Genomic DNA, 23,183 nt, shown 5'->3' with positions numbered 1-23,183 from the left:
AGGGGTCCAGGGTGAGTGACACGGTGACGGACGAAGCCACGGATACACGGGTGTGGGAGTACGTGACCTACGCGCCAAAGGGTGCGCGCTGTTCCGCCTGCAAGGAGGTGATCAAGCCCCTTGAACCCGTCCGCCGGGGACACGAGGACCGCACGTCCGGGCCGCCCGCCGTGATCTACCGGCACACCGACAGCGACGAGTGCCCCGGCCAGGCGGTGACCGCGTGATGGACATGCAGACCTGGCGGGACGCGCACACACGGGCCACGGACGCCCGGGAAGCCCTCGCGGCCGCCCTGGCTGCCCTCGATGTGCCAGAGACGACGTGGAACACCGTGCGGCCCGCCGTGACCCACAACGGCACCCCTTACGTGCACTTGGGGATGATCCGGGCTGACGTGGTGGAACAGATGGCCGAAGCCCTTCGGCTGCCGTCCTCCCACTGAGGAGAGACGCCCCCAAACGGCCCCGTCCGGCGACGGCGAGCATGACAGCCGGGCGGGGCTTCACCATGTACTCAGAGGTACACTCGTTCGCCCTCGATCGAGGTGAACATGGCGTCGGTGCGGTTCGGCAGCCCCGACTCCCGTACGACGCGCACCGCGTCGGCCACGTACTCGCCGACCCCCAGCGGGGTCACCGAGAACGCGACGATCATGCGGCCTTCGCCGCCTCGCGCCGGGCACGGGCCGCCAGCACGCTGTCGGCCTCCTCGCGCTTGAGCAGCTTGTCGCCGTACAGGCCGCCGAAGGGCAGGAGTGCCAGCAGGAAGAACAGCGCCGCCTTCTTGGCGGGCCACTTCGCCTTGTTCCAGACGTCCAGCAGGAAGACCGCGTAGATGACGAACAGGATCCCGTGCAGGATGCCGAGCGGCATCATCAGGTAGTCGACGTCGGAGATCCGACTCAGCAGCGAGCCGAAGATCAGCAGGGCCGGGAACGACAGCGCCTCCGGAACGGAGATGAGGCGCAGGCGGTGCAGGGCGGAAGCGGTCTTGATGTCCACGTGTGAACCTTCGGGATGGTGGCCTGGGGTCCGTCCCAGTGTCTCAGCCGGTTTGCGGGATCTTGACCCGGGGTGTGCGCCGGGTGTGTGAGATGCCGCAGTCGCCGGATATCGGCCACCGGGCCCTGTTCGCCTCCGCCCGCTGCCGATAACGTCATCCCGTGGCTCAGTTCCGACTCCAAGGCAGCAAGGTGCTCGCCGTCGACCTGACCGGGGACGCCGTCAAAGCGAAGAACGGCTCCATGGTCGCGTACGACGGCCAGGTGGCCTTCAAGAAGATGACCGGCGGCGGCGAAGGCCTGCGCGGCATGGTGACCCGTCGACTGACGGGTGAACAGATGACCGTGATGGAAGTGCAGGGCCACGGCACCTGCTTCTTCGCCGACCGCGCGAGCGAAATCAATCTGGTCAATCTGCGCGGCGAGAAGCTGTACGTGGAGTCCAGCAACCTCCTGTGCACCGACGCCGGCCTGCGCACCGGCACCACCTTCACGGGCCTGCGCGGCGGGGCGACGGGCAACGGCCTGTTCACCACCACCGTCGAGGGCAGCGGCCAGGCGGCGATCACGTCCGACGGCCCGGCGGTGGTGCTGCGCGTCAGCGCCCAGTACCCGCTCTCCGTCGACCCGGGGGCGTACATCGCGCACACCGGCAACCTCCAGCAGTCCTTCCAGTCGGGGGTCACCTTCCGCACCCTGATCGGCGAGGGCTCCGGCGAGGCGTTCCAGATCCGCTTCGAGGGCGAGGGCCTGGTCTACGTGCAGCCCAGCGAGCGCAACACCATCGGGGGCGACATCTGATGCCGTTCCGCGAGATCAACTCGAAGATGGTCGAGGCCCAGGTGATCCCGGGGCAGAAGATGTTCAGCCAGCGCGGCGCGATGCTCGCGTACCGCGGCGAGGTCTCCTTCACCCCGAGCCTGACCGGTGGTCAGGGCGGCGTGATGGGCATGATCGGGCGCCGGGTGGCCAACGAGCAGACTCCGCTGATGGAGGTGGAGGGCAGCGGCACCGTGATGTTCGGGCACGGCGGTCACCACATTCAGGTGATCGGCCTGACCGGCGAGACCCTGTACGTCGAGGCCGACCGGCTGCTCGCCTTCGACGGCACCCTCCAGCAGGGCACGATGTTCATGGGCTCGCAAGGCGGTGTCATGGGCATGGTCCGCGGCCAGGTGACCGGCCAGGGCCTGTTCACCACCACCCTCAAGGGGCACGGCTCGGTCGCCGTGATGGCGCACGGCGGGGTCATCGAGCTCCCCATCACCCCGAACCGGCCGGTCCACGTCGACCCGCAGGCGTACGTGGCCCACCACGGGGACGTCAGGAACAAGCTCTCCACCGCGCTCGGCTGGCGGGACATGGTGGGGCGCGGCTCGGGCGAGGCGTTCCAGCTGGAGCTGTCGGGCCAGGGTGCCGTGTACGTGCAGGCCTCGGAGGAGAAGCTGTGAACTTTGGTCCCGTGATCGGTGGGCCCGGCGGCCCGACGGTCTTCGACCCGCACACCCTGCCCTCCGACGACAACGTGAACGCGTACACCTTCTGCGTGGAGCTCAAGGGGAGCCAGTGGTTCCTGCAGAAGGGCAAGATGATCGCCTACTACGGGCGCATGGAGTTCAACGGCATCGGCAACGGCCGCTTCGACCGGCTGCTGCGCACGAGCTTCCACTCGCCGCTGCACGCCAGTGACTGGGTGGTGGCCGAGGGCCAGGGCAAGATGCTGCTGGCCGACCGCGCCTTCGACGTGAACTCGTACGACCTGGACAATGGGAACCTGACCATCAGGTCGGGCAACCTGCTGGCCTACCAGCCTTCGCTCGCCCTCAAGCAGTCGATCGTGCCGGGGTTCTTGACCCTGATCGGCACGGGGAAGTTCGTGGCGGCGTCCAACGGGCCGGTGGTGTTCATGGAGCCGCCGCTGCGCGTGGACCCGCAGGCTCTGGTGGGCTGGGCGGACTGCCCGTCGCCCTGCCACCACTACGACCACGGCTACATGTCGGGCGTCATCGGCGGGCTGCGCTCGCTGACCGGCATCGGCGGCAGCTCCGGCGAGGAGCACCAGTTCGAGTTCGTGGGGGCGGGGACGGTGCTGCTGCAGTCCTCGGAGATGCTGATGGCGGAGCATGCGGTCGGGGCCGTCGGCGCCGGGGCGGAGTCGGCGGGCGTGCCCGGAGCCGGGTACGGCGGCGGACACGGGCAGCAGGGTCCGCTGGGGCAGCTGGGCGTGCCGCGGATGCCGGGGCAGCTGGGTGATCTCCAGCGGCGCCTCGGACTGTGATCTTCAGCTTTCCTGTTTTTGTACGTAATTCAACTTCTTAGGTAGAGTTCATTCATGGAGACCATGGAGACCGAGACGGCCACGCGCTGGCTGACCGACGCCGAACAGTGCGCCTGGCGCACCCACCTGGACGTCAGCAGACTGCTGATGCACCAGCTGGAAAAGGATCTCCAGCCCTTCGGACTCACCAACAACGACTACGAGATCCTCGTGAACCTCTCGGAGTCCGCGGACCACCGGATGCGGATGAGCGACCTCGCGACGTCGACGCTCCAGTCCAAGAGCCGGCTGTCCCACCAGATCACCCGGATGGAGACGGCCGGTCTGGTCGTCCGCGTGAACTGCGAGTCCGACCGCCGGGGGCTGTACGCCGTACTGACCGACGAGGGCATGGAGCTCATGCGGAAGGTCGCCCCGCACCACGTGGCGTCCGTACGCCGGCATTTCATCGACCTGCTGCCGCCGGAGGCCCTGGCGGCGCTGCGCGCCTCGCTGGAGCCCGTCGCGGGCCACCTGCGCGAAGAGCGCGGCAAGTCCTGACACCGCCGGACGGCGCCCCTCCCGGGTGCCGTCCCGCGCGGCGGCCCGGAGAATGGGCGGTAACGCTCGCTCGCCGGCCGCCCGCCGAGCAACCGCAAGCGCATGGCCGGCCTGAGGAGGTCAGCCATGCACTGCAAGCACAAGGCGTACGTTTCGACGGCCGCGGCCGCGCTCCTGCTGGTCGGGGGCCCGGCGGCGGCCGCCGTCGCACACCCGGCCGACGCGGCGCGGAAGGCCCCCGCGGCCGCCCCGGCGCGCGCCGACACGGACGCCGCGGGCGCAGTCGCCGCAGCGCTGAAGAAGTACCCCGGTGTCGTGGAGTCCGTCGACAAGGACGACGCCGTCTGGCACGTCGACATCATCGGCAAGAACGGCAAGCACGCGGAGCTGACGGTCGACACCCGCAGCGGCAAGGTCTTCACCGAGAACGCGAACGACGACGACGGCGACGACAACGGCGGGAACAAGGCGCTGGTCGGCGCGAAGGTCACCGCGCAACAAGCGATGAAGGCCGCCCTCGCCGCCCACGCCGGCCAGGTCCGGTCGGTCGAGTGGGACGACGATGACGACAGCGGCAAGCGCTACTGGAACGTCGAGATCACGTCCGGCGGCAAGACCACCAACGTCCACGTCGACCCCACGTCGGGGAAGGCGACGGTGTCCGGGTCGGACTCGAACGACGACGGCTGATCCGCGGTTCTGATGCGGAGCGGATCGGGCGCCCCTAGACTGGCGAGCGCCCGGATTACCCCGATCTTCGAGGGAGTGGCGTCATGGCCAAGCGCGGCAACAAGAAGCGAGCACGCAAGAAGAAGAAGGCGAACCACGGCAAGCGTCCCAACGCCTGACCGGTCCGCCCCGCACACACGCGAGAGCCGCGCCCCGCACGCACCGGGGCGCGGCTCTCGCGTACGCGTGCAGGGGCTGCTCAGGCCTCCGTCAGCGTCGTCAGGAGGGTGTCCGCGGCCGCGTACGGGTCCAGCTCGCCGGCCGCGACCCGGGCCGCGAGGGCGTCCAGGTGCGCGTCCCCGCGCACGTCCGCCATGCGGGCCCGCAGGCTCGTCACCGCGATCGTCTCCACCTCGCGCGCGGCCCGGGCCGTACGCCGCTCGGCCAGCACCCCGCGCTCGTCCATCCACGCCCGGTGCTTCTCCAGGGCCTCGACCAGCTCGTCGATGCCCTGGCCGCGCGCCGCGACCGTCTTGACGATCGGCGGCCGCCAGTCGCCCGCGCCCCGGGACTCCCCCAGGCCCAGCATGTGGTTCAGCTCCCGGGCGGTCGCGTCCGCACCGTCGCGGTCCGCCTTGTTCACCACGTACACGTCGCCGATCTCCAGGATTCCCGCCTTCGCGGCCTGGATCCCGTCGCCCATCCCGGGGGCCAGCAGCACCACGGAGGTGTCGGCCTGGGAGGCGATCTCCACCTCCGACTGGCCCACGCCCACGGTCTCGACGAGGATCACGTCGCAGCCCGCCGCGTCCAGCACCCGGATCGCCTGCGGGGCGGCCCAGGCCAGGCCGCCCAGGTGGCCGCGGGTGGCCATGGAGCGGATGTAGACCCCCGGGTCGGAGGCGTGGTCCGACATCCGGACCCGGTCGCCGAGCAGCGCACCGCCGGAGAACGGCGAGGACGGGTCGACGGCGAGGACGCCGACCCGCTTGCCGGCCTTGCGGTACGCGGAGACCAGCGCCGAGGTGGACGTGGACTTGCCGACGCCCGGGGAGCCGGTCAGGCCCACCACGTACGCCCCGCCCGTCAGCGGGGCCAGGGCCGCCATCACCTCGCGCAGCTGCGGGGACGCCCCCTCGACCAGCGAGATCAACCGGGCCACCGCTCTCGGCCTGCCGTCACGCGCCTGGGCCACCAGCTGGGGGACGTCCACCGCCGTCATACGTGCTGCGCTCCTCGGTTCTCGTACGGGATACGTGAGGGCCGCCGGGCCCGGGACTCAGGGGGCCGCCGGCCCGCGTGGCGGGGCCCGGCGGCCTGGCGCCGCCTACTTGGCGACGCGGACGATCAGCGCGTCGCCCTGGCCGCCGCCGCCGCACAGGGCGGCCGCGCCGACGCCGCCGCCGCGGCGCTTGAGCTCCAGCGCCAGGTGCAGCACCACACGGGCTCCGGACATGCCGATCGGGTGGCCCAGGGCAATGGCGCCACCGTTGACGTTCACCTTTTCCGGGGTCACGCCGAGGTCCTTCATTGACTGCACGGCGACCGCCGCGAAGGCCTCGTTGATCTCGATGAGGTCCAGGTCGGAGACCTCCAGGCCCTCCTTCTTCAGCGCGTGCAGGATCGCGTTCGACGGCTGCGACTGGAGGGAGTTGTCGGGACCGGCCACGTTGCCGTGGGCGCCGATCTCGGCGATCCATTCCAGACCGAGCTCCTCCGCCTTCGCCTTGCTCATCACGACGACGGCGGCGGCGCCGTCGCTGATCTGGGAGGAGGTGCCGGCGGTGATCGTGCCGTCCTTGGCGAAGGCCGGACGCAGCTTGCCGAGGGACTCCGCGGTCGTCTCGGGACGGATGCCCTCGTCCGCCGAGAAGATGACCGGGTCGCCCTTGCGCTGCGGGATCTCCACGGGGACGATCTCGGCCTCGAAGACGCCGTTCTTCTGCGCGGCCGCGGCCCGCTGGTGCGAGGCGGCGGCGAACTCGTCCTGCGGGGCGCGCTCGATGCCCAGGCGGGTGTTGTGCTTCTCCGTGGACTCGCCCATCGCGATGTTCTCGAAGGCGTCGGTGAGACCGTCGTAGGCCATCGCGTCCAGCATCTCGATCGCGCCGTACTTGAATCCCTCTCGGGACTTCGGCAGCAGGTGCGGGGCGTTGGTCATGGACTCCTGACCGCCCGCGACCACGATGTCGAACTCACCGGCGCGGATCAGCTGGTCGGCCAGCGCGATCGCGTCCAGGCCCGAGAGGCACACCTTGTTGATCGTGAGGGCGGGCACGTTCATCGGAATGCCGGCCTTGACCGCCGCCTGGCGGGCGGGGATCTGGCCCGCGCCGGCCTGCAGCACCTGGCCCATGATCACGTACTGCACCTGGTCGCCGGAGATCCCGGCCCGGTCCAGCGCGGACTTGATGGCGAAGCCGCCGAGGTCGGCACCCGAGAAGGACTTCAGCGAGCCGAGCAGCCGCCCCATGGGCGTGCGGGCCCCGGCGACGATCACAGAAGTGGTGTTGTTCGATCCGGACATGAGGCACAGCCCCTTGGATGAGGAGTGAACGAGGGTTTACGTGAATGTACTGGGCGGTACCGCAGCGGTCACCGGGCTGCCGGTGTGATCGCGCGCACGTTGCGTGACCACCCCCTTCAGGAGTGCACTGTCACCATGCTGACAAGAATCGACCACATCGGGATCGCCTGCTTCGACCTGGACAAGACCGTCGAGTTCTACCGTGCCACGTACGGCTTCGAGGTGTTCCACTCCGAGGTCAACGAGGAGCAGGGCGTCCGCGAGGCCATGCTCAAGATCAACGAGACCTCCGACGGCGGCGCCTCTTACCTCCAGCTCCTGGAACCCACCCGCGAGGACTCCGCAGTGGGCAAGTGGCTGGCCAAGAACGGCGAGGGCGTGCACCACATCGCCTTCGGCACGGAGGACGTCCAGGGCGACTCCGAGGCCATCCGCAGCAAGGGCGTGCGGGTCCTCTACGACCAGCCCCGCACGGGCTCGATGGGCTCTTCCATCACCTTCCTGCACCCCAAGGACTGCCACGGAGTCCTCACCGAACTGGTCACCTCCAACCCCGACCATTGATGGACCACTGATGGCCCGATTCCCCGGCCGGTAGAGTGGCCATGGCTCGGCCGGGGTTCGGTGCGGAGACGGGGTCGGGGCCTGTGACCCCTGCCCCGGTATCTGACACCATTCCCCGGGGGCGTCGTTCAGCGGGCGAGCGATGCTCAATTGGGAGTGAGCTTGCGACCAGGGGACGGATGGGACCGCGCTGTGCGGGGCTACGAAAGCCAGGAGAGCCATCAGGCTGAAGCCGACCATCTCTCGCGCTTCGAAGCCGAGATGGAGCGGCTGAAGAAGGAGCGCGGGAAGGCCGTCCAGCACGCCGAAGACCTCGGTTACCAGGTCGAGGTGCTGCGCGCCAAGCTCCACGAGGTACGCCGCAACCTGGCGTCCCGGCCCGCCTACGACGGCGCGGACATGGGCTACCAGGCGGAGCAGCTGCTCCGCAATGCCCAGATCCAGGCCGACCAGATGCGCTCGGACGCCGAGCGCGAACTGCGCGACGCCCGGGCACAGACCCAGCGCATCCTCCAGGAGCACGCCGAACACCAGGCGCGCCTCCAGGCCGAGCTGCACGCCGAGGCCGTCAACCGCCGCCAGCGGCTGGACCAGGAGCTCAACGAGCGCCGCCAGACCGTCGAGGCGCACGTCAACGAGAACGTCGCCTGGGCCGAGCAGCTGCGTGCCCGTACCGAGTCCCAGGCCCGCCGGCTCATGGACGAGTCCCGCGCCGAAGCCGAGCAGGCCCTGAACGCCGCCCGCGGCGAGGCCGCGCGCGTCGCCGAGGAGACCCGGCGCCGGCTGGCCGCCGATGCCGAGGCGGCCCGTACGGAGACCGAGGCGACCCTGCTGCGCGCCCGCAAGGAGGCCGAGCGGCTGCTGACCGCCGCCTCTGCGCAGGCCCAGGAGGCCACCGAGCACGCCGAGCGGCTGCGTACGAGCACCACCGCCGAAGCCGAGCAGACCCGGCAGCAGACCCTCGACCTCGGCCGGGTGGCCGAGCAGCGGGTCCAGGAGGCCGACGGCGCCCTGCGCACCGCGCGCTCCGAGGCCGAGAAGCTCCTCGCGGACGCCAAGGAGAGCGCCGCCCGGCAGCTCGCGTCGGCGGAGTCCGTCAACGAGCAGCGCACCCGCACCGCCAAGGAGCAGGTGGCCCGGCTGGTCGGCGAGGCCACGAAGGAGGCCGAGGTCCTCAAGGCCGAGGCCGAGCAGACCCTCGCCGACGCCCGCGCCGGCGTCGAGCGGCTGCGTGCGGAGGCTGCGGAGCAGGCCCGCGCGGCGGCGGCCGAGGACACGGCCGCGCAGCTGGCGAAGGCCGCCCGCACGGCGGAGGACGTACTGAACAAGGCCTCGGAGGACGCACGGGCCACCACCCGTGCCGCGTCCGAGGAGGCCGAGCGGATCCGGCGCGAGGCCGAGTCCGAGTCGGAGCGGCTGCGCGCCCAGGCGGCGGCCAGGGCCGATGAGCTCAAGGGCGCGGCGAAGGACGACACCGAGGAGTACCGGGCCCGGACCGTCGAGCTCCAGGAGGAGGCCCGGCGGCTGCGCGGCGAGGCCGAGCAGCTGCGCGCCGAGGCCGTCGCCGAGGGCGAGCGGATCCGCGGCGAGGCACGCCGCGAGGCGGTCCAGCAGATCGAGGAGGCGGCCCGGACCGCCGAGGAACTGCTCGGCAAGGCCAAGTCGGACGCGGACGAGCTGCGCGGCGGGGCGAGCGCCGAGAGCGAGCGGGTCCGCGCCGAAGCCGTCGAGCGGGCCACCACGCTGCGCAAGCAAGCCGAGGAGACGCTGGAGCGTACCCGCGCCGAGGCGGAGCGGCTGCGCGCCGAGGCCGAGGAGCAGGCGGAGTCCGTACGGGCCGAGGCCGACGCTGCGGCCCGTGCGCGGCGCGAGGAGATCGAGCAGGCCCTCGCGGCGAAGCGGGCGGCGGCGGACGAGGAGCTCGTCCGCCTGCACACGGAGGCCGAGAGCCGGCTGGGCACGGCCGAGCAGACGCTGCGCGATGCCCGCGGGGCGGCGGAGAACATCCGCCGGGAGACCAGCGAGGAGGCCGACCGGCTGCGTGCCGAGTCGGCGGAGCGGATCCGCAGCCTCCAGTCGCAGTCGGAGGCGGAGGCCGACCAGCTGCGCACGGACGCGGCGCAGGACGCCGGTCGGGTGCGTGCGGAGGCCGAGCAGGTCGCCGTACGGCTGCGCAGCGAGGCGGAGTCCGAGGCGGAGCGGGTGCGTTCCGAGGCGCAGGAGACCGCGGACCGGCTGCGCGCGGAGGCGAAGTCCGCCGCCGAGCGGGTCGCCGCGGAGGCCGCCGAGGCGCTGGCCGCCGCGCAGGAGGAGGCCGCCCGGCGCCGCCGGGAGGCCGAGGAGACCCTCGCGTCGGCCCGGACGGACGCGGACAGCGAGCGGGCCCAGGCCCGCGAGCAGAGCGAAGAACTGCTGGCCGCGGCCCGCAGGCGCTCCGAAGAGGCGCAGGCCGAGGCGTCCCGCCTGACCGAAGAGGCGGAGCGGCGCGCCGCGGAGCTGGTGACGGCCGCCGAGACCACCGCCCAGCAGGTACGGGACTCCGTGGCCGGTCTGCACGAGCAGGCCGAGGAGGAGATCACCGGGCTGCGCAGCGCCGCCGAACACGCGGCGGAGCGTACGAAGACGGAGGCCGAGGAGGAGGCTTCGCGGGTCCGCGCGGACGCCCACTCCGAGCGCGAGCGGGCCACCGAGGACGCCAACCGGATCCGCGGCGAGGCGCGGGCCGAGACGGACGCGGCGAAGGCGCTGGCGGAGCGCACGGTCGGCGACGCGATCGCCGAGGCCGAGCAGCTGCGCGGCGACACCGCCGAGTACGCGCAGCGGGTGCGTACGGAGGCGACGGACGCGCTGGCCTCGGCCGAGCGGGACGCGGCGCGCACCCGGGCCGACGCCCGTGACGACGCGAACCGGATCCGCGGCGAGGCGGCGGAGTCCCTGAAGTCCTCGCGCGCCGAGGGCGGCCGGATCGTCGCGGAGGCGACGGCGGAGGCCGAGCGGATCACCGAGGAGACCCGGGCGGCGAACGCGGCGACCGTCGGCGAGGCCACCGCGCAGGCGGAGCGGCTCACCGCCGAGGCGGCCGAGGCCGCGGACGCCACCCGTACCGAGGCGGCGGGCACGCTGGACGAGGCCCGCGTGGAGGCGGGCCGGCTGCGCACGGAGGCCGCGGAGCAGGCCGACCGGCTCGTCACCGAGGCCGTGTCCGAGGCGGAGCGGCTCACCGAGGAGACGCGCGCCGCGAACGAGAGCGCGGTCGGCGAGGCGACGGAGAAGGCCGAGCGGCTCACCCGGCAGGCCACCGACATGCTGGCGGCTGCGGAGCGGGACGCGACCCGCATCCTGGTCGACGCCCGCAACGAGGGCGACCGGCTGGTCGACGAGACGCGTGCGGCGAACGAGGTCACGGTCGGCGAGGCCGCGGAGGAAGCCGAGCGGCTGCGCCGGGAGGCGGCGCAGGCCCTGGAGGACGCCCGTGCCGAGGGCGGCCGGATCATCGGCGAGGCCACCGCGGAGGCGGACCGGGTCACGGTCGCGGCGAACGAGACGCTGGCCAGCGCGGAGCGGGAGTCGGAGCAGACGCTCGACGAGGCGCGCGCGGAGGCGGGCCGGCTGCGCAGCGAGGCCGCGGAGCAGGCGGACCGGCTCATCACGGAGGCGGCGTCCGAGGCGGACAAGCTCACCGAGCAGACCCGCAAGGACAACGAGCGCACGGTCGGCGAGGCCCAGGCCGAGGCCGAGCGGCTGCGCGCGGAGGCCTCGGAGGCCCTGGCGTCGGCGCAGGAGCACGCGACGCGCACCCGCTCGGAGGCCGAGCGGGTCAAGGCCGAGGCGGCGACCGCGGCGGAGCGCACCCGTACGGAGGCCCGCGAGGAGTCCGAGCGGCTGCTGGACGAGGCCCGCGAGGAGGCCAACAAGCGGCGCAGCGAGGCCGCGGAGCAGGTCGACCGGCTCATCACCGAGACCGCGGCGGAGGCGGACAAGCTCTCCGCCGACGCGCAGGCGCAAGCCCTGGCCGCCACGACGGCGGCCGAGGAGCAGGCCGACGCGATGGTCGACGCGGCCCGCAAGGAGGCGGCGCGCATCTCCTCGGAGGCGACCGTCGAGGGCAACTCCCTGGTGGAGAAGGCCCGTACGGACGCGGACGAGCTGCTGGTCGGCGCGCGCAGGGACGCCGCTGCCATAAGGGAGCGGGCGGAGGAGCTGCGCTCGCGCGTCGAGGGCGAGGTCGAGGAGCTGCACGAGCGGGCCCGCCGCGAGTCCGCCGAGCAGATGAAGTCGGCCGGCGAGCGCGTGGACAAGCTGGTGCGGGCGGCGACCGAGCAGAGCGTCGAGGCCGAGGCGAAGGCCAAGGCGCTGGTGTCGGACGCGAGCAGCGAGGCGAGCAAGGTCCGCATCGCGGCGGTGCGCAAGGCGGAGGCGCTGCTCAAGGAGGCCGAGCAGAAGAAGGCCGAGGTGACCCGGGAGGCCGACAAGGCTCTCGCGGAGGCGAAGGCGGAGGCCGAGCGGCTGGTCGACGAGGGGCGGCGTGAGCTGGAGGTCCTGGTGCGCAGGCGCGAGGACATTCAGGCGGAGATCTCCCGTGTCCAGGACGTTCTTGAGGCGTTGGAATCATTCGAGGCGCCTTCGGGCGGAAAGCCGGCGGTCGGCGGTCAGGGCGCGGGGGGCGTGAAGGCGGGGGCTACAGCCGGTTCCACTCGTTCGGGTGGCAAGGCGTCGGAGGGCTAGCAATCGCTCAGGATGTGTGTTCCTGATGAAGATTCAGCCGAACGAGTGACAAGCATTCTGTCGTCTTGCCACTCAAAAGGGGTGTCATTGTCCAGATCAAACGTGGATTGACTCGATGACACGCCGCTTCGGCGCCTAGGATTCCCCTAACACCTCACGTAGCACCTCATCGGTCTCATTCGACAGGAACCCCATGAGCGACACTTCCTCCCCCTTCGGCTTCGAGCTCGTGCGGCGTGGTTACGACCGCGGTCAGGTGGACGACCGCATTACCAAGCTGGTCTCCGACCGCGACAGCGCCCTTGGACGTATCAACTCTCTGGAAAAGCGGATCGAGGAGCTGCACCTCGAAACGCAGAACGCCCAGGCCCAGGTGAGCGACGCCGAGCCGTCGTACGCCGGCCTCGGCGCCCGGGTCGAGAAGATCCTGCGCCTGGCCGAGGAGGAGGCGAAGGACCTGCGCGAGGAGGCCCGTCGCGCGGCCGAGCAGCACCGTGAGCTCGCCGAGTCGGCTGCCCAGCAGGTGCGCAACGACGCCGAGTCGTTCGCCGCCGACCGCAAGTCGAAGGCGGAGGACGAGGGCGTCCGCATCGTCGAGAAGGCCAAGGGCGACGCCTCCACCCTGCGCGCCGAGGCCCAGAAGGACGCCGCCTCCAAGCGCGAGGAGGCCGACGCCCTGTTCGAGGAGACGCGCGCCAAGGCCGCCCAGGCCGCCGCCGACTTCGAGACCAACCTGGCCAAGCGCCGCGAGCAGTCCGAGCGCGACCTGGCCTCGCGTCAGGCCAAGGCCGAGAAGCGCCTCGCGGAGATCGAGCACCGCGCCGAGCAGCTGCGCCTGGAGGCCGAGAAGCTGCGTACGGACGCCGAGCGCCGCGCCCGCCAGACCGTCGAGACCGCGCAGCGCCAGGCCGAGGACATCGTCGCCGACGCCAACGCGAAGGCGGACCGCATCCGCAGCGAGTCCGAGCGCGAGCTGGCGGCGCTCACCAACCGCCGCGACTCGATCAACGCCCAGCTCACCAACGTCCGCGAGATGCTGGCGACGCTGACCGGCGCGGCCGTCGCGGCGGCCAACCCGATCGTCGACGACGAGCCGGTCACCCGTGGCGTTCCCGCGCAGCAGAGCCGCTAGTACGCACGGCAGTTCACCGGTTGGTCGACCGGTCGGACGGCCCGTGTCTACCGGCTGGTGGACGAACGTCCTGCCCGAGGGCCCTGTGTCACCCTTTTGAGGTGGCGTGGGGCCCTTGGGCGTTCTAGCGTGAGCGGCATGATCGAGCTTGAGGGCCTTACGAAACGATTCGGCGCGAAGACCGCCGTGGACCACCTCAGCTTCCAGGTCAGACCGGGGGTGGTGACCGGCTTCCTCGGCCCCAACGGGGCAGGGAAGTCCACGACCATGCGCATGATGCTCGACCTCGACAACCCGACCAGCGGTACGGTCCGGATCGACGGCAAGCACTACCGGGACCTGCCGGAACCGCTGAAGCACATCGGGGCGCTGCTGGACGCCAAAGCCATGAACGGCGGCCGCAGCGCGTACAACAACCTTCTCTGCCTCGCCCAGTCGAACCGGATCCCGGTGAGCCGGGTCGCGGAGGTATTGGATCTCGTCGGGCTGACGCCCGTGGCGAAGAAGAAGTCGAAAGGATTTTCGCTGGGCATGGGCCAGCGGCTGGGAATCGCCTCTGCACTGCTGGGCGACCCGGAGATCCTCATGTTCGACGAGCCCGTCAATGGTCTGGACCCGGAGGGAATTCTCTGGATCAGGAATCTCATGAAGGGGCTGGCGTCGGAGGGGAGGACGATCTTCGTCTCGTCCCATCTGATGAGCGAAATGGCGCTGACCGCAGACCATTTGATCGTCATCGGTCAGGGAAAGCTGTTGGCCGATATGTCGATGGCTGATTTTATTCACAAGAACTCGCGCAGTTACGTCCGGCTGCGCTCGCCGCAGCAGGAGCGGCTCAAGGACGTCCTGCACGAGGCCGGGATCGACGCCATCAGCGTCCCCGCCACCGGCGCGCTGGAGATCGACGGGGTGGCCGCGGAACAGCTCGGCGAGCTGGCCGCCCAGCACCAGATCGTGCTGCACGAACTCAGCCCGCAACGGGCTTCACTGGAGGAAGCGTTCATGCGCATGACGGCGGACTCCGTCGAGTACCACGCCCACGCACCCGGCGCCCCGGGCATCCCCCCGGGCCCCGGCCCGGCCGACGCACCCGCGTGGGGCGCCGGTTACGAGGCGACGCGCAAGGGCGGGCAGTGACCATGTACTCCTTCCCCGCCGTCCTCCGGTCCGAGTGGACCAAGATCCGCACCGTCGCCTCCACCATCTGGACCCTGGTCGCCGCACTGGTGGTCACGGTCGGCGTCAGCGCCGGCCTGTGCGCGGTCTTCAACGCCACCTTCAACGACATGCCGAAGGAGCAGCAGGTCACCTTCGACCCGACCCTGGCCAGCTTCGCCGGCATGACCCTCGGCCAGCTCGCCATGATCGTCTTCGGTGTGCTGGTGGTCGGCACCGAGTACAGCTCGGGCATGATCCGCACCTCGCTGGCCGCCGTACCGCGCCGTGCGAGCTTCCTCGCCGGCAAGCTCATCGTGGCCACCGGTCTCGCGCTGGCCGTGGGCCTCGTCACCAGCTTCCTGTCCTTCTTCCTGGGACAGGCCATCCTGGGCGACCGCAGCATCGGCATCGACGCGCCGAACGTCCTGCGCGCCGTGATCGGCGCCGGCCTCTACATGGCCATGATCGCGCTGTTCTCGATGGGCGTGGCCACCATCCTGCGCAGCTCGATGCTGTCGCTCGGCATCCTGATGCCGTTCTTCTTCCTGGTCTCGACGATCCTCGGGGCGGTCAGCGCCACCCGGAAGGTCGCCCAGTACTTCCCGGACCAGGCGGGCTCCAAGATCATGCAGGTGGTTCCCGGTGCGATGGACAGCAGTGAAGCCCCCTACAGTCCGTGGGGCGGCTTCGGGATCATGGCGCTGTGGGTCCTGGCCTCGGTACTCGGGGGCTACCTGGTGCTGAAGAAGCGCGACGCCTGACGGACACGGGTACGCGGGACGTCCCCCTGGGACGGACGTCCCGCGTACTACGGGTCATCCCCGGGTCGGATTCAGGGACAGCTCAGGGATCCGGTGCGGGGTGGAACCGTAGGCGACTCGATATCCTCTTAACCCTTACGCGGACGAAAGCCGTCCGGTCCTGGCAAGGGGCAGAGCAATGATCGAGGCAGTCGGCCTGACCAAGCGCTACGGCGCCAAGACCGCCGTCGACCAGCTGTCCTTCCAGGTCAGGCCCGGTCACGTGACGGGATTCCTGGGGCCCAACGGCTCCGGGAAGTCCACCACCATGCGCATGATCCTCGGCCTGGACCGGCCCACGGCCGGCACCGTGACCATCAACGGCATGCCCTTCCGTCAGCTGCCCAACGCCCAGCGGCACGTCGGGGCCCTGCTCGACGCCAAGGCCGTGCACGGCGGCCGCCGGGCCCGCAGGCACCTGCTGTCCCTCGCCCAGCTCTCCGGCATCCCCGAGAAGCGGGTGGACGAGGTGCTGGCCGTCGTCGGCCTCCAGGACGTCGCCAAGCAGCGCACGAAGGGCTTCTCGCTCGGCATGGGCCAGCGGCTCGGCATCGCCGCCGCGCTCCTCGGCGACCCCCAGGTGCTCCTCTTCGACGAGCCGGTCAACGGGCTCGACCCCGAGGGCATCCTCTGGGTCCGCACCCTCATGCGCCGCCTCGCCGCCGAAGGCCGCACCGTGTTCGTCTCCTCACACCTGATGAGCGAGATGGCGCTGACCGCCGACCACCTCGTCGTGATCGGCCGCGGGCGGCTGCTGGCCGACATGGGCACCCAGGAATTCATCGCGCACAACTCGGCCGGATTCGCGCGGGTGCGCGCGGCCGACAATGATCACGATGGCCGGGATGCACTGGGTGCGGCCCTGATCGGGGCGGGCGGCCGGGTGCTCCAGGAGCCCGACGGCGCACTGCGCGTGACCGGCCTGGAGCTGCCCCGGATCTCCGACCTCGCGCACGGGGCCGGCGTACGGCTGTGGGAGCTGTCCCCGCACCGGGCCTCGTTGGAGGAGGCCTACATGCGGATGACCCAGCCGTCCGTGGAGTTCGGCTCCACCGACGACCCGCGCAACGAGCTGTGGGAGCCCGAGCCGCTGAGCCTGCCCGCCTGGGAGGACGAGCTCCCCGCGCCGCAGGTGCCGCAGAACGGATTCTTCGCTCCCCCTCCGCCCGGAGCGGGCGGGCAGCCCTTCCTGATGCCCGCCAGCCCCGGTGAGCTCGCCGGCACCGCCCAGAACACCCCGACGGACCCCCGCAAGGACACCCGATGACCGGCCCCACGAGCACCGCGGAGCAGCCGAAGGGCTACACCTCGCCCCTGCCGACGCCCCGCCCGCACCTCGGGCACGCCGTGGCCTCGGAGTGGACGAAGATGATCTCGGTGCGGTCCACCGTGTGGACGCTCGGCTCGATGGTGCTGCTCGTCGTCGGCATCGGGGTGCTGGCCGTCGCCGAGACCCGGACCACGGACTACCAGGAGGTGCCGCTCACGGCGCCCGCGTTGTTCGGGCTGCTGGTGGGGCAGATCTCCGTGATGGTGCTCGGCGTCCTGACGATCACCTCCGAGTACGGCACGGGCATGATCCGTACGACGTTCACCGCCGCCCCCGACCGGGCGCGGGTGCTGACCGCGAAGTACCTCGTCTTCGCCACCGTCGCCTTCCTGTCCGTCGCCGGCTCGGTGGTGGTGGTGGGGCTGTCCTCCGCGATCCTGCGGGGCGGCACGGCCTCCGGACGGCACGGCGGCGGCGAATGGGCCCACGCGATGGCCGGCTGCTTCTACGTCACCATGCTCGGGGTGCTCTCCCTCGCCGTCGGGGCGATGCTGCGGCACTCCGCCGGGGCGATCGCCGTGATGCTGGGCCTGGTCACGCTGCCGCCGGTGATAGGGGGGATGCTCAGCATGTGGGAGACCATGGCCCCGCTCGGCAGCACCATCCTGCGGTACAACGCCCCGGTCGCCCTCATGCAACTGTTCGGCCTGCCGAACGCCGACACCGGGAACGTGCCCGGCAACCCGGCCCATCTGCTGCTGATCCTGCTGGTGACGGGCGCCTCGGTGGCGGGCTCGTACGTGGTGGTCGGCCGCCGCGACGTCTGATCCGCCGCTCCGCGAGACCTAGTACTTGGGGGCGTTCCTGGACCGCTGCACCCGTGAGGTGCGGCGGTCCTTCGCGTTCCAGCAGGCCTTGTGCCAGTGCCGGCGGTCGTCCACGCCGCCGTACTCCGGCCAAGCCACCAGGTGCGGGGTGCCCGAGGGGATCTCCTGGTCACAGCCCGGGCAGCGGTAGCGCTTGCCCACCGCGCTCGCGCCCGCGACGTGCCGGACCTTCCACTCCTCGCCCTGGTACTCCTCGGTCCGTTCCAGACCGAACCGGTCCAGGCCTCCCGAACCGGACCCCGAACCAGATCCCGAACCGGCTTCCGGGCGGTCGGCTGGATTCCCGCCGCCCCTGGGGCGGTTGTGGCGCGGTGACACGTATACCTCACGGATGGGCGGACGGCAGTGACTTTCTCCCAAGACTACGCGCAGCGAGGCCGGGTACCCGCAGGGTGGCTGACAGAGGCCGGCTGACGGAGCCGACGCCGCTGCCATGGCGTCGACTGGCCTGACTATCCCAATAACTTTCCTGTCAGGCCGTGCCTTTGGCACGTGTCAGACGTTGTTGCCAAAAGAGGAAACCGGTCCACCTGGGGGAGGCCGCGTCAGCCACGAGGAGGGTAAAGGCGATGCGCGTAGGAGCGTTTGTACTGGCGGCCCAGTTCCCGGGCCAGGGGCAGGGGGAGGCGCTGCACCGGGCGGTGCGGACGGCGGAGGTGGCCGAGGAGGCCGGGCTGGACTCGGTCTGGCTCGCAGAGCACCATTTCGTCCCGTACGGGGTCTGCCCGTCGGCGGTGACCCTGGCGGCCCTGCTGCTGGGGCGGACCCGGCGGCTGCGGGTGGGCACGGCGGTGAGCGTGCTGCCGAGCACGCATCCGGTGGCCCTCGGGGAGCAGGCGGCACTGTTGCACCTGACCTCGGGCGGCCGGTTCACCCTGGGGGTGGGCCGGGGCGGGCCCTGGGTGGACCTGGAAGTGTTCGGCGGAGGCCTGGGCGCCTACGAGAAGGAATTCCCGCAAGACCTCGACCTGCTGCGGCGCTGGCTGACCGAGCCGCGGGTAGCGGCCGCCGGCGAGCGGTACGGGTTCCGCGAGGTGGCCGTCGTACCCCGCCCGTCGGAGGCGCTGGACGGGGACGGATCAGGGCCGGAAGTGATCGTCGCCTGCACCTCCCCCGCGTCGGTGCTGCTGGCCGCCGAGCGGGGGCTGCCGATGCTGCTGGGCATGCACTGCGGGGACGAGGAGAAGGCGGCGATGGTCGCGCTGTACCGGCGTACGGCCGCGGCCGCGGGCCACTGCCCGGACGCCCCGCACGTTTCGGCGGGCGTGTGCCAGCTGGCGGACCGCACGGTGGACGCCCGGGAGGCCTTGTTGAAGGCGATGCCGGGCTGGCTGAAGCAGGGGCTGGACGCACACGTGACCGTGGACGGCCGGGCACGCGCGATGCGGGACCCCGTCGCCTACACGGAGCTGCTCTGCGATCTGCACCCCGTGGGCACCCCGCGGCTCGCGGCGGACCGGCTGGCGGCCACGGCGGAGCGGACGGGCATCACGCGGTTCGCCCTGATGTCCGAGGGGTCCGGCGATCTCGCCTCGACGGAGGAGAACGTACGGCGCCTCGGCGACGAGGTCCTGCCCCGCCTCGGCTGAGGCTGCCGCTCCGGTATCAGTGGTACCTCCCGCGATACGGAGCGGCAGCGGAGTACGGTCGAGCGGATGGTGCGGTTCTTGCGGATCGTGCGGGCCGTGCATGTCGTGCGGGTCGAACGCGGTCGTGCGGGTGGTGCGGGGCGTACGGTCAGCAGTCCCGGAGCTCGGGCGACTGGTTGAGCAGCTGGCCACGGATCGAAGTGAACTTGGCGAGCCGGTCGTCCGAGGAAGGATCCAGCGGGAACACGGCCACACGGTGGCAGTTCTGGAACGCCAGGCGCACCCCGAAGTGCCGCTGCAGCGCACCACGTATCGCGTCACTCGCGAGGGCACGCAGAAGCTGGCCACGCGCCTGCTCGTCGGGCGGCGGCGTTTGGTTGTCGGCGAACTCTCCGCCGTCCACCTTCAGCTGGGCCACCAGCGAGCTGATCATCTCCCACGCGAAGGGCAGGGAGGTCCGGACGCAGTCGACGAAAGCGGCTTCGTCGACCTCGCCTCGCTCGGCCTGTTCGAGTAGGGCCGGTGAGACGTCGAGCGACATGGGTTCTCCTCTCGCGACCCCGGCCGTTTGGGTTGCCGGAGTCTTACGGGCAGGGAAGGAGACCGCGACGCAGAGTGCACGCTCCGCAACCTCCCGCTCACCACGGTAGGCGCCCCGTGGGTGCCGCACCAGGAGAATGCGCATACAACGCGCCATCCGCGAACGGGGCTTTCGGGGGCGAATCGCGTGGAGGCCTTCTCGTCGAGTAGCGTTGCCGACCATGCGTCTCGTCATTGCCCGCTGCTCCGTCGACTACGCGGGCCGGCTCACCGCCCATCTGCCCTCGGCACCCCGTCTGATCCTCGTGAAGGCCGACGGCAGTGTCTCGATCCACGCGGACGACCGGGCGTACAAACCGCTCAACTGGATGTCGCCCCCGTGCACCCTCAAAGAGGGGAGCGGCGATGAGGCCGGCGTCTGGACGGTCGTCAACAAGGCGGGCGAGAAACTCATCATCACCATGGAGGAAGTCCTCCACGACTCCTCCCACGAGCTGGGGATCGACCCGGGCCTGATCAAGGACGGCGTCGAGGCACACCTGCAGGAACTGCTGGCCGACCGGATCGACACCCTGGGCGAGGGCTACACGCTGATCCGGCGCGAGTACATGACGGCGATCGGGCCGGTGGACATCCTGTGCAGGGACGCCTCCGGCGGGACGGTGGCCGTGGAGATCAAGCGGCGCGGCGAGATCGACGGCGTCGAGCAGCTGACCCGCTACCTGGAGCTCCTGAACCGCGACCCGCACCTCGCACCGGTGCGCGGTGTGTTCGCGGCCCAGGAGATCAAGCCCCAGGCCCGTGTTCTGGCCACGGACCGCGGGATGGACTGCGTGGTCCTGGACTACAACGCCCTGCGCGGTATCGAAGACGACAAACTCCGCCTGTTCTGACGGCTCCCCGCCCCTCGACGCCTCGAACGCCGGCCGCTTCCGGGCCCGCCGGCCTTCGGGGCGTCGCCGTGTCCGGGGCCGGCCCCGCGGCCGGGCGCGCGCGTGCGATCGGGCCCCCGGGAGCCGTGACTACGTGGCCGTCGGGCTGCCGACCGGGCCCGCCGTCGGCGTCGGCGTGGGGGTCGGAGTCGGAGTAGGGGTCGCAGGCGGAGTCGTCGTGGGGGGGGTCGGGTCCGGGTCCGGGTCCGAGGTCGGCGGCTTCGGGTTCGTCGTCGCCGGGGTGCGCGTCGCCGGGGTCTGCGGCTTGCGGGACGGGGTGCGGGACGGCTGGTTCGGGTCCGGGCTGGAGCCCGCTTCCGGGGCGACCGGCTCCGAGGCGTCGGGGGCCGGGGTCCCCGGGTCCGGTGCAGGATCGTTCCCGCTCGTGTTCGGCACGCCCTGCCCAGGCGTAGGCGTCGACGACGCCGCCGGACCTCCGGTACCGCCCGCGGGGGTCTCGGCGTCGTCCGAGCCCGTCAGCGCCAGGCCCACCACCGTGCCCAGCACGACCGCTGCCAGGGCCCCCGCCGCCGCCAACACCACCGGCTTGCGCAGCGTCCGCGCACGCGGCGCCGGCGGGGCCGAGGGCGCGGCCGGCGCGGCGGCCACCGTCGGCTTCGGGTCGAGGGGGAACGCATCCTCGAACACCTCCGACAACGTCGTCGGCGCCGCCGTCGGCCGCCCGATCACCGGCACGACGGGCGCCATCGGGGTCGTGGGAGCGGCGGAAGCCGCAGGGGCCGCGGGGAGTGCGGGGAACGCGGGGAGTGCAGGGAGCGCGGGGGTCTTCGCGGTCGCGGCCACCGCCGGCACCACCGCCGTCACCGCGTCAGCCGCAGCCACCGGCGCCTCCAGCCGCAGCGGCGGCGACACCTCCACGCCCGCCTTCTCGCGGTCCGTGACCAGTGCGAGCGCCCTGCGCCCCGCCACCGTGCCCCGCTTGTCGGCGAGCGCGCCCCGCAGGCCTATGGAGGCCTCCAGTTCGGCCCGCGCCCGGTCCAGGCGCCCCTCGCATAGCGCGAGTACGCCGAGTTCGTGGTGGAAGTACGCCTGCTCCGCGACCTCTCCCGCCTTGCGCGCGGCCTCCGCACCGGAGCGCAGCACCCGTTCCCAGGCCTCCCAGTGCCGGGAGGCCGCGAACGCCGGGGCCGCGGTCCGGGCGAGCAGTACGGCGGCCACCACATCGGCACCGGCCAGCGCCGCCAGCACGGCGTCGGCTTCCGCCGCGACCCGCTCCGGGGTCACCGAGGCGTGTCCGGTCCACCAGGCGTAGTGGCGGGCGGCCGTACGGGCCTCCTCCGCCTCGGTGTCCCCGAACCCGGCCTCCTCCAGCTGCCGTGCGACCCCGGCGGCCAGCCGGTAGCGCGTGCCGACCGGGGTGAGCAGTCCGCAGCCGAGCAGTTCGGCGACCGCCGCGTCGGCATGGGTGTCCCCCACGAGGGCGGGCAGGTGGGCGTGGTGCGGCAGTTCGCCGCCGAGCGCGCAGGCGATCCGCAGCGCCGCCCGCGCCGACTCGCTGACCCGGGAGGCCAGCAGCTCGGCGGGGGCCGCGCCCTCGGCCAGGGTCGGCAGGGGCGTGAACGCCGCGTTCCGCTGCCGCTCTTCGAAGACGCCGGGTTCGTCGTCCTCGTCGTCGGACGCGGCGAGGTTGCGCTCGTCGCGCTGGCGCAGCAGGGCGGCCGCCTGGACGAAGCGCAGCGGCAGCCCCTCGGAGGCGAACCGCAGGTCTCCCGCCCAGGCGGTCTCCTCCTCGGTCAGCGGCCGCCCCGTGCCCGTTTCGAGGAGTTCCAGGCACTCGGCCCGGCCGAGGCCGCCGAGGAAGACCTCTTCGAGGTGCGAGTCGTCGGAGGGGGCGCGGGTGTCGGGGGTGGTGGCCAGCAGGTAGGCGCATTCGGGAGTGGCGCGGAGCAGCTCGTCGAGGGGGGCGCCACCCATCTCCAGGTCGTCGAGGAGCACGATGGCGCCGATGTCTCGTACGCGGGTGAGGAGTTGGGTCCGATCGGGGCGCTCCACGGAGGCCTCGTACACGGCGGCGTACAGCGCGTGAAGCAGCTCGCCGGGCTGCTGGTGCCCGTATCCGCTGAGCCGTACGACACCGTCGGGCGCCAGCCCCGCGCACGCGGCGGCGACCGCGTCGAGGAGGGCGGTGCGGCCGGACCCGGCGGGTCCGGTCAGCCGTACGGAGCGGCCGCGGCCCAGCAGCCGTACGAGCCGCTCCCGTTCCTCGTCGCGGGCGAGCAGCGGCGGGGTGGGGACGGCGGGTCCGGGCAGGACGGGCGGCCGCGCAGCGGCGTCACGGGCGATGCGGTCGGCCGCGCCGCGCTTGGCGGGGGCGGTGCCGCCGGTGCCGGGCCGGCGCGGCTCGATCTCGCTGCCGTCGACGGGGTTCACGGTCAGGGTGAAGTCCCCGGTGGTGAGGGTCACGATCCGTGCGACGGGGGCGGGGGCCGCCGGTGCGGGTGCCCCCGAAGTCCCGGACGTCGCGGGCACCGCCGCGGGCCGCTCCATCGGTTCGGGCTGCCCCTGCGTGCGGTCCATGTACTGGTCCCCCCGGTCGCGCTCTGCGCCA

The 23,183-nt window shown here is 71.9% G+C and carries 23 protein-coding genes and 1 pseudogene; 17 read left to right on the top strand and 7 right to left on the bottom strand.

Features of this window, described 5'->3' with window-relative positions; translation table 11 throughout:
* The first annotated feature begins 11 nt into the window (after positions 1 to 11).
* Both OHA65_RS25995 and OHA65_RS25990 read left to right on the top strand, forming a co-directional pair.
* The gene (locus OHA65_RS25995) at positions 12 to 227 is read left to right on the top strand and encodes a hypothetical protein (RefSeq protein ID WP_329314574.1); all 216 of its coding nucleotides are present in this window, start codon (positions 12 to 14) and stop codon (positions 225 to 227) included.
* The gene (locus OHA65_RS25990; protein ID WP_327285520.1) at positions 227 to 445 is read left to right on the top strand and encodes a hypothetical protein; all 219 of its coding nucleotides are present in this window, start codon (positions 227 to 229) and stop codon (positions 443 to 445) included. The genes OHA65_RS25995 and OHA65_RS25990 overlap by 1 nt, the downstream gene beginning before the upstream one ends.
* Positions 446 to 531: 86 nt before the next feature.
* On the opposite strand, the pseudogene OHA65_RS25985 reads toward OHA65_RS25990, so the two are convergent.
* Together OHA65_RS25985 and OHA65_RS25980 are read right to left on the bottom strand one after the other, a co-directional pair.
* Positions 532 to 657 (bottom strand): annotated as a pseudogene (locus OHA65_RS25985) (MTH1187 family thiamine-binding protein); the annotation flags it as partial.
* Complete coding sequence (locus OHA65_RS25980; protein WP_327285519.1) at positions 654 to 1,004, bottom strand: DUF3817 domain-containing protein; 351 nt, start codon at positions 1,002 to 1,004, stop codon at positions 654 to 656. The gene OHA65_RS25980 and the pseudogene OHA65_RS25985, both read right to left, overlap by 4 nt.
* 161 nt (positions 1,005 to 1,165) lie before the next feature.
* On the opposite strand from OHA65_RS25980, the gene OHA65_RS25975 reads away from it, so the two are divergent.
* From OHA65_RS25975 to OHA65_RS25950, 6 genes are all read left to right on the top strand, one after another.
* Positions 1,166 to 1,804, top strand: coding sequence for an AIM24 family protein (locus OHA65_RS25975; protein ID WP_327285518.1), 639 nt, complete (start codon positions 1,166 to 1,168; stop codon positions 1,802 to 1,804).
* Complete coding sequence (locus OHA65_RS25970; protein ID WP_327285517.1) at positions 1,804 to 2,454, top strand: AIM24 family protein; 651 nt, start codon at positions 1,804 to 1,806, stop codon at positions 2,452 to 2,454. Before OHA65_RS25975 ends, OHA65_RS25970 begins: the two co-directional genes overlap by 1 nt.
* Positions 2,451 to 3,281 carry an AIM24 family protein gene (locus OHA65_RS25965; protein WP_371644863.1) on the top strand — a complete coding sequence of 277 codons (831 nt, stop codon included), beginning with the start codon at positions 2,451 to 2,453 and terminating at the stop codon, positions 3,279 to 3,281. Before OHA65_RS25970 ends, OHA65_RS25965 begins: the two co-directional genes overlap by 4 nt.
* Positions 3,282 to 3,344: 63 nt before the next feature.
* Entirely contained in the window at positions 3,345 to 3,821 is a 477-nt protein-coding gene (locus tag OHA65_RS25960; RefSeq protein WP_327285516.1) for a MarR family transcriptional regulator, read from the top strand.
* A gap of 126 nt (positions 3,822 to 3,947) precedes the next feature.
* Positions 3,948 to 4,511: a PepSY domain-containing protein gene (locus OHA65_RS25955; RefSeq protein WP_327285515.1), complete on the top strand. Its 564-nt coding sequence runs from the start codon at positions 3,948 to 3,950 to the stop codon at positions 4,509 to 4,511.
* A gap of 83 nt (positions 4,512 to 4,594) precedes the next feature.
* A complete protein-coding gene (locus OHA65_RS25950; protein WP_099895366.1) occupies positions 4,595 to 4,669 on the top strand; it encodes a 50S ribosomal protein bL37 in 75 nt (24 codons plus the stop codon).
* A gap of 80 nt (positions 4,670 to 4,749) precedes the next feature.
* Here the strand turns inward: OHA65_RS25950 and meaB are convergent, their stop codons facing one another.
* Positions 4,750 to 5,712, bottom strand: a complete 963-nt coding sequence (meaB, locus tag OHA65_RS25945) for a methylmalonyl Co-A mutase-associated GTPase MeaB (RefSeq protein ID WP_327285514.1) — start codon at positions 5,710 to 5,712, stop codon at positions 4,750 to 4,752.
* A gap of 105 nt (positions 5,713 to 5,817) precedes the next feature.
* The gene (locus OHA65_RS25940; protein ID WP_327285513.1) at positions 5,818 to 7,017 is read right to left on the bottom strand and encodes an acetyl-CoA C-acetyltransferase; all 1,200 of its coding nucleotides are present in this window, start codon (positions 7,015 to 7,017) and stop codon (positions 5,818 to 5,820) included.
* 135 nt (positions 7,018 to 7,152) lie between these two features.
* On the opposite strand from OHA65_RS25940, the gene mce reads away from it, so the two are divergent.
* The 7 genes from mce (at position 7,153) to OHA65_RS25905 (ending at position 17,493) form a co-directional block, all read left to right on the top strand.
* On the top strand, positions 7,153 to 7,581 hold the full coding sequence (gene mce, locus OHA65_RS25935) for a methylmalonyl-CoA epimerase (RefSeq protein ID WP_327285512.1): 429 nt from the start codon (positions 7,153 to 7,155) through the stop codon (positions 7,579 to 7,581).
* 192 nt (positions 7,582 to 7,773) lie between these two features.
* The gene (gene scy / locus OHA65_RS25930; RefSeq protein WP_328763738.1) at positions 7,774 to 12,306 is read left to right on the top strand and encodes a polarized growth protein Scy; all 4,533 of its coding nucleotides are present in this window, start codon (positions 7,774 to 7,776) and stop codon (positions 12,304 to 12,306) included.
* A 193-nt stretch (positions 12,307 to 12,499) separates the two neighbouring features.
* Positions 12,500 to 13,438 (top strand): cellulose-binding protein, encoded by a 939-nt coding sequence (locus OHA65_RS25925; RefSeq protein WP_030153801.1) that lies wholly within the window; start codon positions 12,500 to 12,502, stop codon positions 13,436 to 13,438.
* A gap of 138 nt (positions 13,439 to 13,576) precedes the next feature.
* On the top strand, positions 13,577 to 14,575 hold the full coding sequence (locus OHA65_RS25920; protein ID WP_327285510.1) for an ATP-binding cassette domain-containing protein: 999 nt from the start codon (positions 13,577 to 13,579) through the stop codon (positions 14,573 to 14,575).
* 2 nt (positions 14,576 to 14,577) lie between these two features.
* The gene (locus tag OHA65_RS25915; RefSeq protein ID WP_327285784.1) at positions 14,578 to 15,357 is read left to right on the top strand and encodes an ABC transporter permease subunit; all 780 of its coding nucleotides are present in this window, start codon (positions 14,578 to 14,580) and stop codon (positions 15,355 to 15,357) included.
* Positions 15,358 to 15,535: 178 nt separating this feature from the next.
* The gene (locus OHA65_RS25910) at positions 15,536 to 16,663 is read left to right on the top strand and encodes an ABC transporter ATP-binding protein (protein ID WP_327285509.1); all 1,128 of its coding nucleotides are present in this window, start codon (positions 15,536 to 15,538) and stop codon (positions 16,661 to 16,663) included.
* Entirely contained in the window at positions 16,660 to 17,493 is an 834-nt protein-coding gene (locus OHA65_RS25905) for an ABC transporter permease (protein ID WP_327285508.1), read from the top strand. Before OHA65_RS25910 ends, OHA65_RS25905 begins: the two co-directional genes overlap by 4 nt.
* Positions 17,494 to 17,511: 18 nt before the next feature.
* On the opposite strand, the gene OHA65_RS25900 is transcribed toward OHA65_RS25905, so the two are convergent.
* Positions 17,512 to 17,871, bottom strand: a complete 360-nt coding sequence (locus tag OHA65_RS25900; RefSeq protein WP_327285507.1) for an ATP/GTP-binding protein — start codon at positions 17,869 to 17,871, stop codon at positions 17,512 to 17,514.
* Positions 17,872 to 18,122: 251 nt separating this feature from the next.
* On the opposite strand from OHA65_RS25900, the gene OHA65_RS25895 reads away from it, so the two are divergent.
* Positions 18,123 to 19,142: an LLM class flavin-dependent oxidoreductase gene (locus OHA65_RS25895; RefSeq protein WP_329314572.1), complete on the top strand. Its 1,020-nt coding sequence runs from the start codon at positions 18,123 to 18,125 to the stop codon at positions 19,140 to 19,142.
* Positions 19,143 to 19,290: 148 nt separating this feature from the next.
* Here the strand turns inward: OHA65_RS25895 and OHA65_RS25890 are convergent, their stop codons facing one another.
* Entirely contained in the window at positions 19,291 to 19,683 is a 393-nt protein-coding gene (locus tag OHA65_RS25890; protein ID WP_030153794.1) for an SCO5389 family protein, read from the bottom strand.
* Between the two features lie 220 nt (positions 19,684 to 19,903).
* Here OHA65_RS25890 and nucS point away from each other — a divergent pair, with 220 nt between their 5' ends.
* A complete protein-coding gene (gene nucS / locus OHA65_RS25885) occupies positions 19,904 to 20,575 on the top strand; it encodes an endonuclease NucS (protein WP_327285505.1) in 672 nt (223 codons plus the stop codon).
* 129 nt (positions 20,576 to 20,704) lie between these two features.
* On the opposite strand, the gene OHA65_RS25880 is transcribed toward nucS, so the two are convergent.
* A complete protein-coding gene (locus OHA65_RS25880; RefSeq protein ID WP_405756792.1) occupies positions 20,705 to 23,152 on the bottom strand; it encodes an ATP-binding protein in 2,448 nt (815 codons plus the stop codon).
* Between the last annotated feature and the right edge of the window lie 31 nt (positions 23,153 to 23,183).

Source organism: Streptomyces sp. NBC_00045 (genome assembly GCF_045041095.1).
In the GTDB taxonomy this organism is placed as follows: Bacteria; Actinomycetota; Actinomycetes; order Streptomycetales; family Streptomycetaceae; genus Streptomyces.
The sequence above is the reverse complement of the archived record's forward strand: the minus strand, read 5'-3'. Positions and strand labels throughout refer to the sequence as shown.

Excerpts from the sequence above, each read along its gene's own strand:
- OHA65_RS25990 (WP_327285520.1), top strand. The coding sequence starts at position 227 with ATGGACATGCAGACCTGGCGGGACGCGCACACACGGGCCACGGACGCC.
- OHA65_RS25970 (WP_327285517.1), top strand. The coding sequence starts at position 1,804 with ATGCCGTTCCGCGAGATCAACTCGAAGATGGTCGAGGCCCAGGTGATC.
- OHA65_RS25960 (WP_327285516.1), top strand. The coding sequence starts at position 3,345 with ATGGAGACCGAGACGGCCACGCGCTGGCTGACCGACGCCGAACAGTGC.
- OHA65_RS25955 (WP_327285515.1), top strand. The coding sequence starts at position 3,948 with ATGCACTGCAAGCACAAGGCGTACGTTTCGACGGCCGCGGCCGCGCTC.
- meaB (WP_327285514.1), bottom strand. The coding sequence starts at position 5,712 with ATGACGGCGGTGGACGTCCCCCAGCTGGTGGCCCAGGCGCGTGACGGC.
- OHA65_RS25940 (WP_327285513.1), bottom strand. The coding sequence starts at position 7,017 with ATGTCCGGATCGAACAACACCACTTCTGTGATCGTCGCCGGGGCCCGC.
- mce (WP_327285512.1), top strand. The coding sequence starts at position 7,153 with ATGCTGACAAGAATCGACCACATCGGGATCGCCTGCTTCGACCTGGAC.
- OHA65_RS25925 (WP_030153801.1), top strand. The coding sequence starts at position 12,500 with ATGAGCGACACTTCCTCCCCCTTCGGCTTCGAGCTCGTGCGGCGTGGT.
- OHA65_RS25920 (WP_327285510.1), top strand. The coding sequence starts at position 13,577 with ATGATCGAGCTTGAGGGCCTTACGAAACGATTCGGCGCGAAGACCGCC.
- OHA65_RS25915 (WP_327285784.1), top strand. The coding sequence starts at position 14,578 with ATGTACTCCTTCCCCGCCGTCCTCCGGTCCGAGTGGACCAAGATCCGC.
- OHA65_RS25910 (WP_327285509.1), top strand. The coding sequence starts at position 15,536 with ATGATCGAGGCAGTCGGCCTGACCAAGCGCTACGGCGCCAAGACCGCC.
- OHA65_RS25905 (WP_327285508.1), top strand. The coding sequence starts at position 16,660 with ATGACCGGCCCCACGAGCACCGCGGAGCAGCCGAAGGGCTACACCTCG.
- OHA65_RS25895 (WP_329314572.1), top strand. The coding sequence starts at position 18,123 with ATGCGCGTAGGAGCGTTTGTACTGGCGGCCCAGTTCCCGGGCCAGGGG.
- OHA65_RS25890 (WP_030153794.1), bottom strand. The coding sequence starts at position 19,683 with ATGTCGCTCGACGTCTCACCGGCCCTACTCGAACAGGCCGAGCGAGGC.
- nucS (WP_327285505.1), top strand. The coding sequence starts at position 19,904 with ATGCGTCTCGTCATTGCCCGCTGCTCCGTCGACTACGCGGGCCGGCTC.
- OHA65_RS25880 (WP_405756792.1), bottom strand. The coding sequence starts at position 23,152 with ATGGACCGCACGCAGGGGCAGCCCGAACCGATGGAGCGGCCCGCGGCG.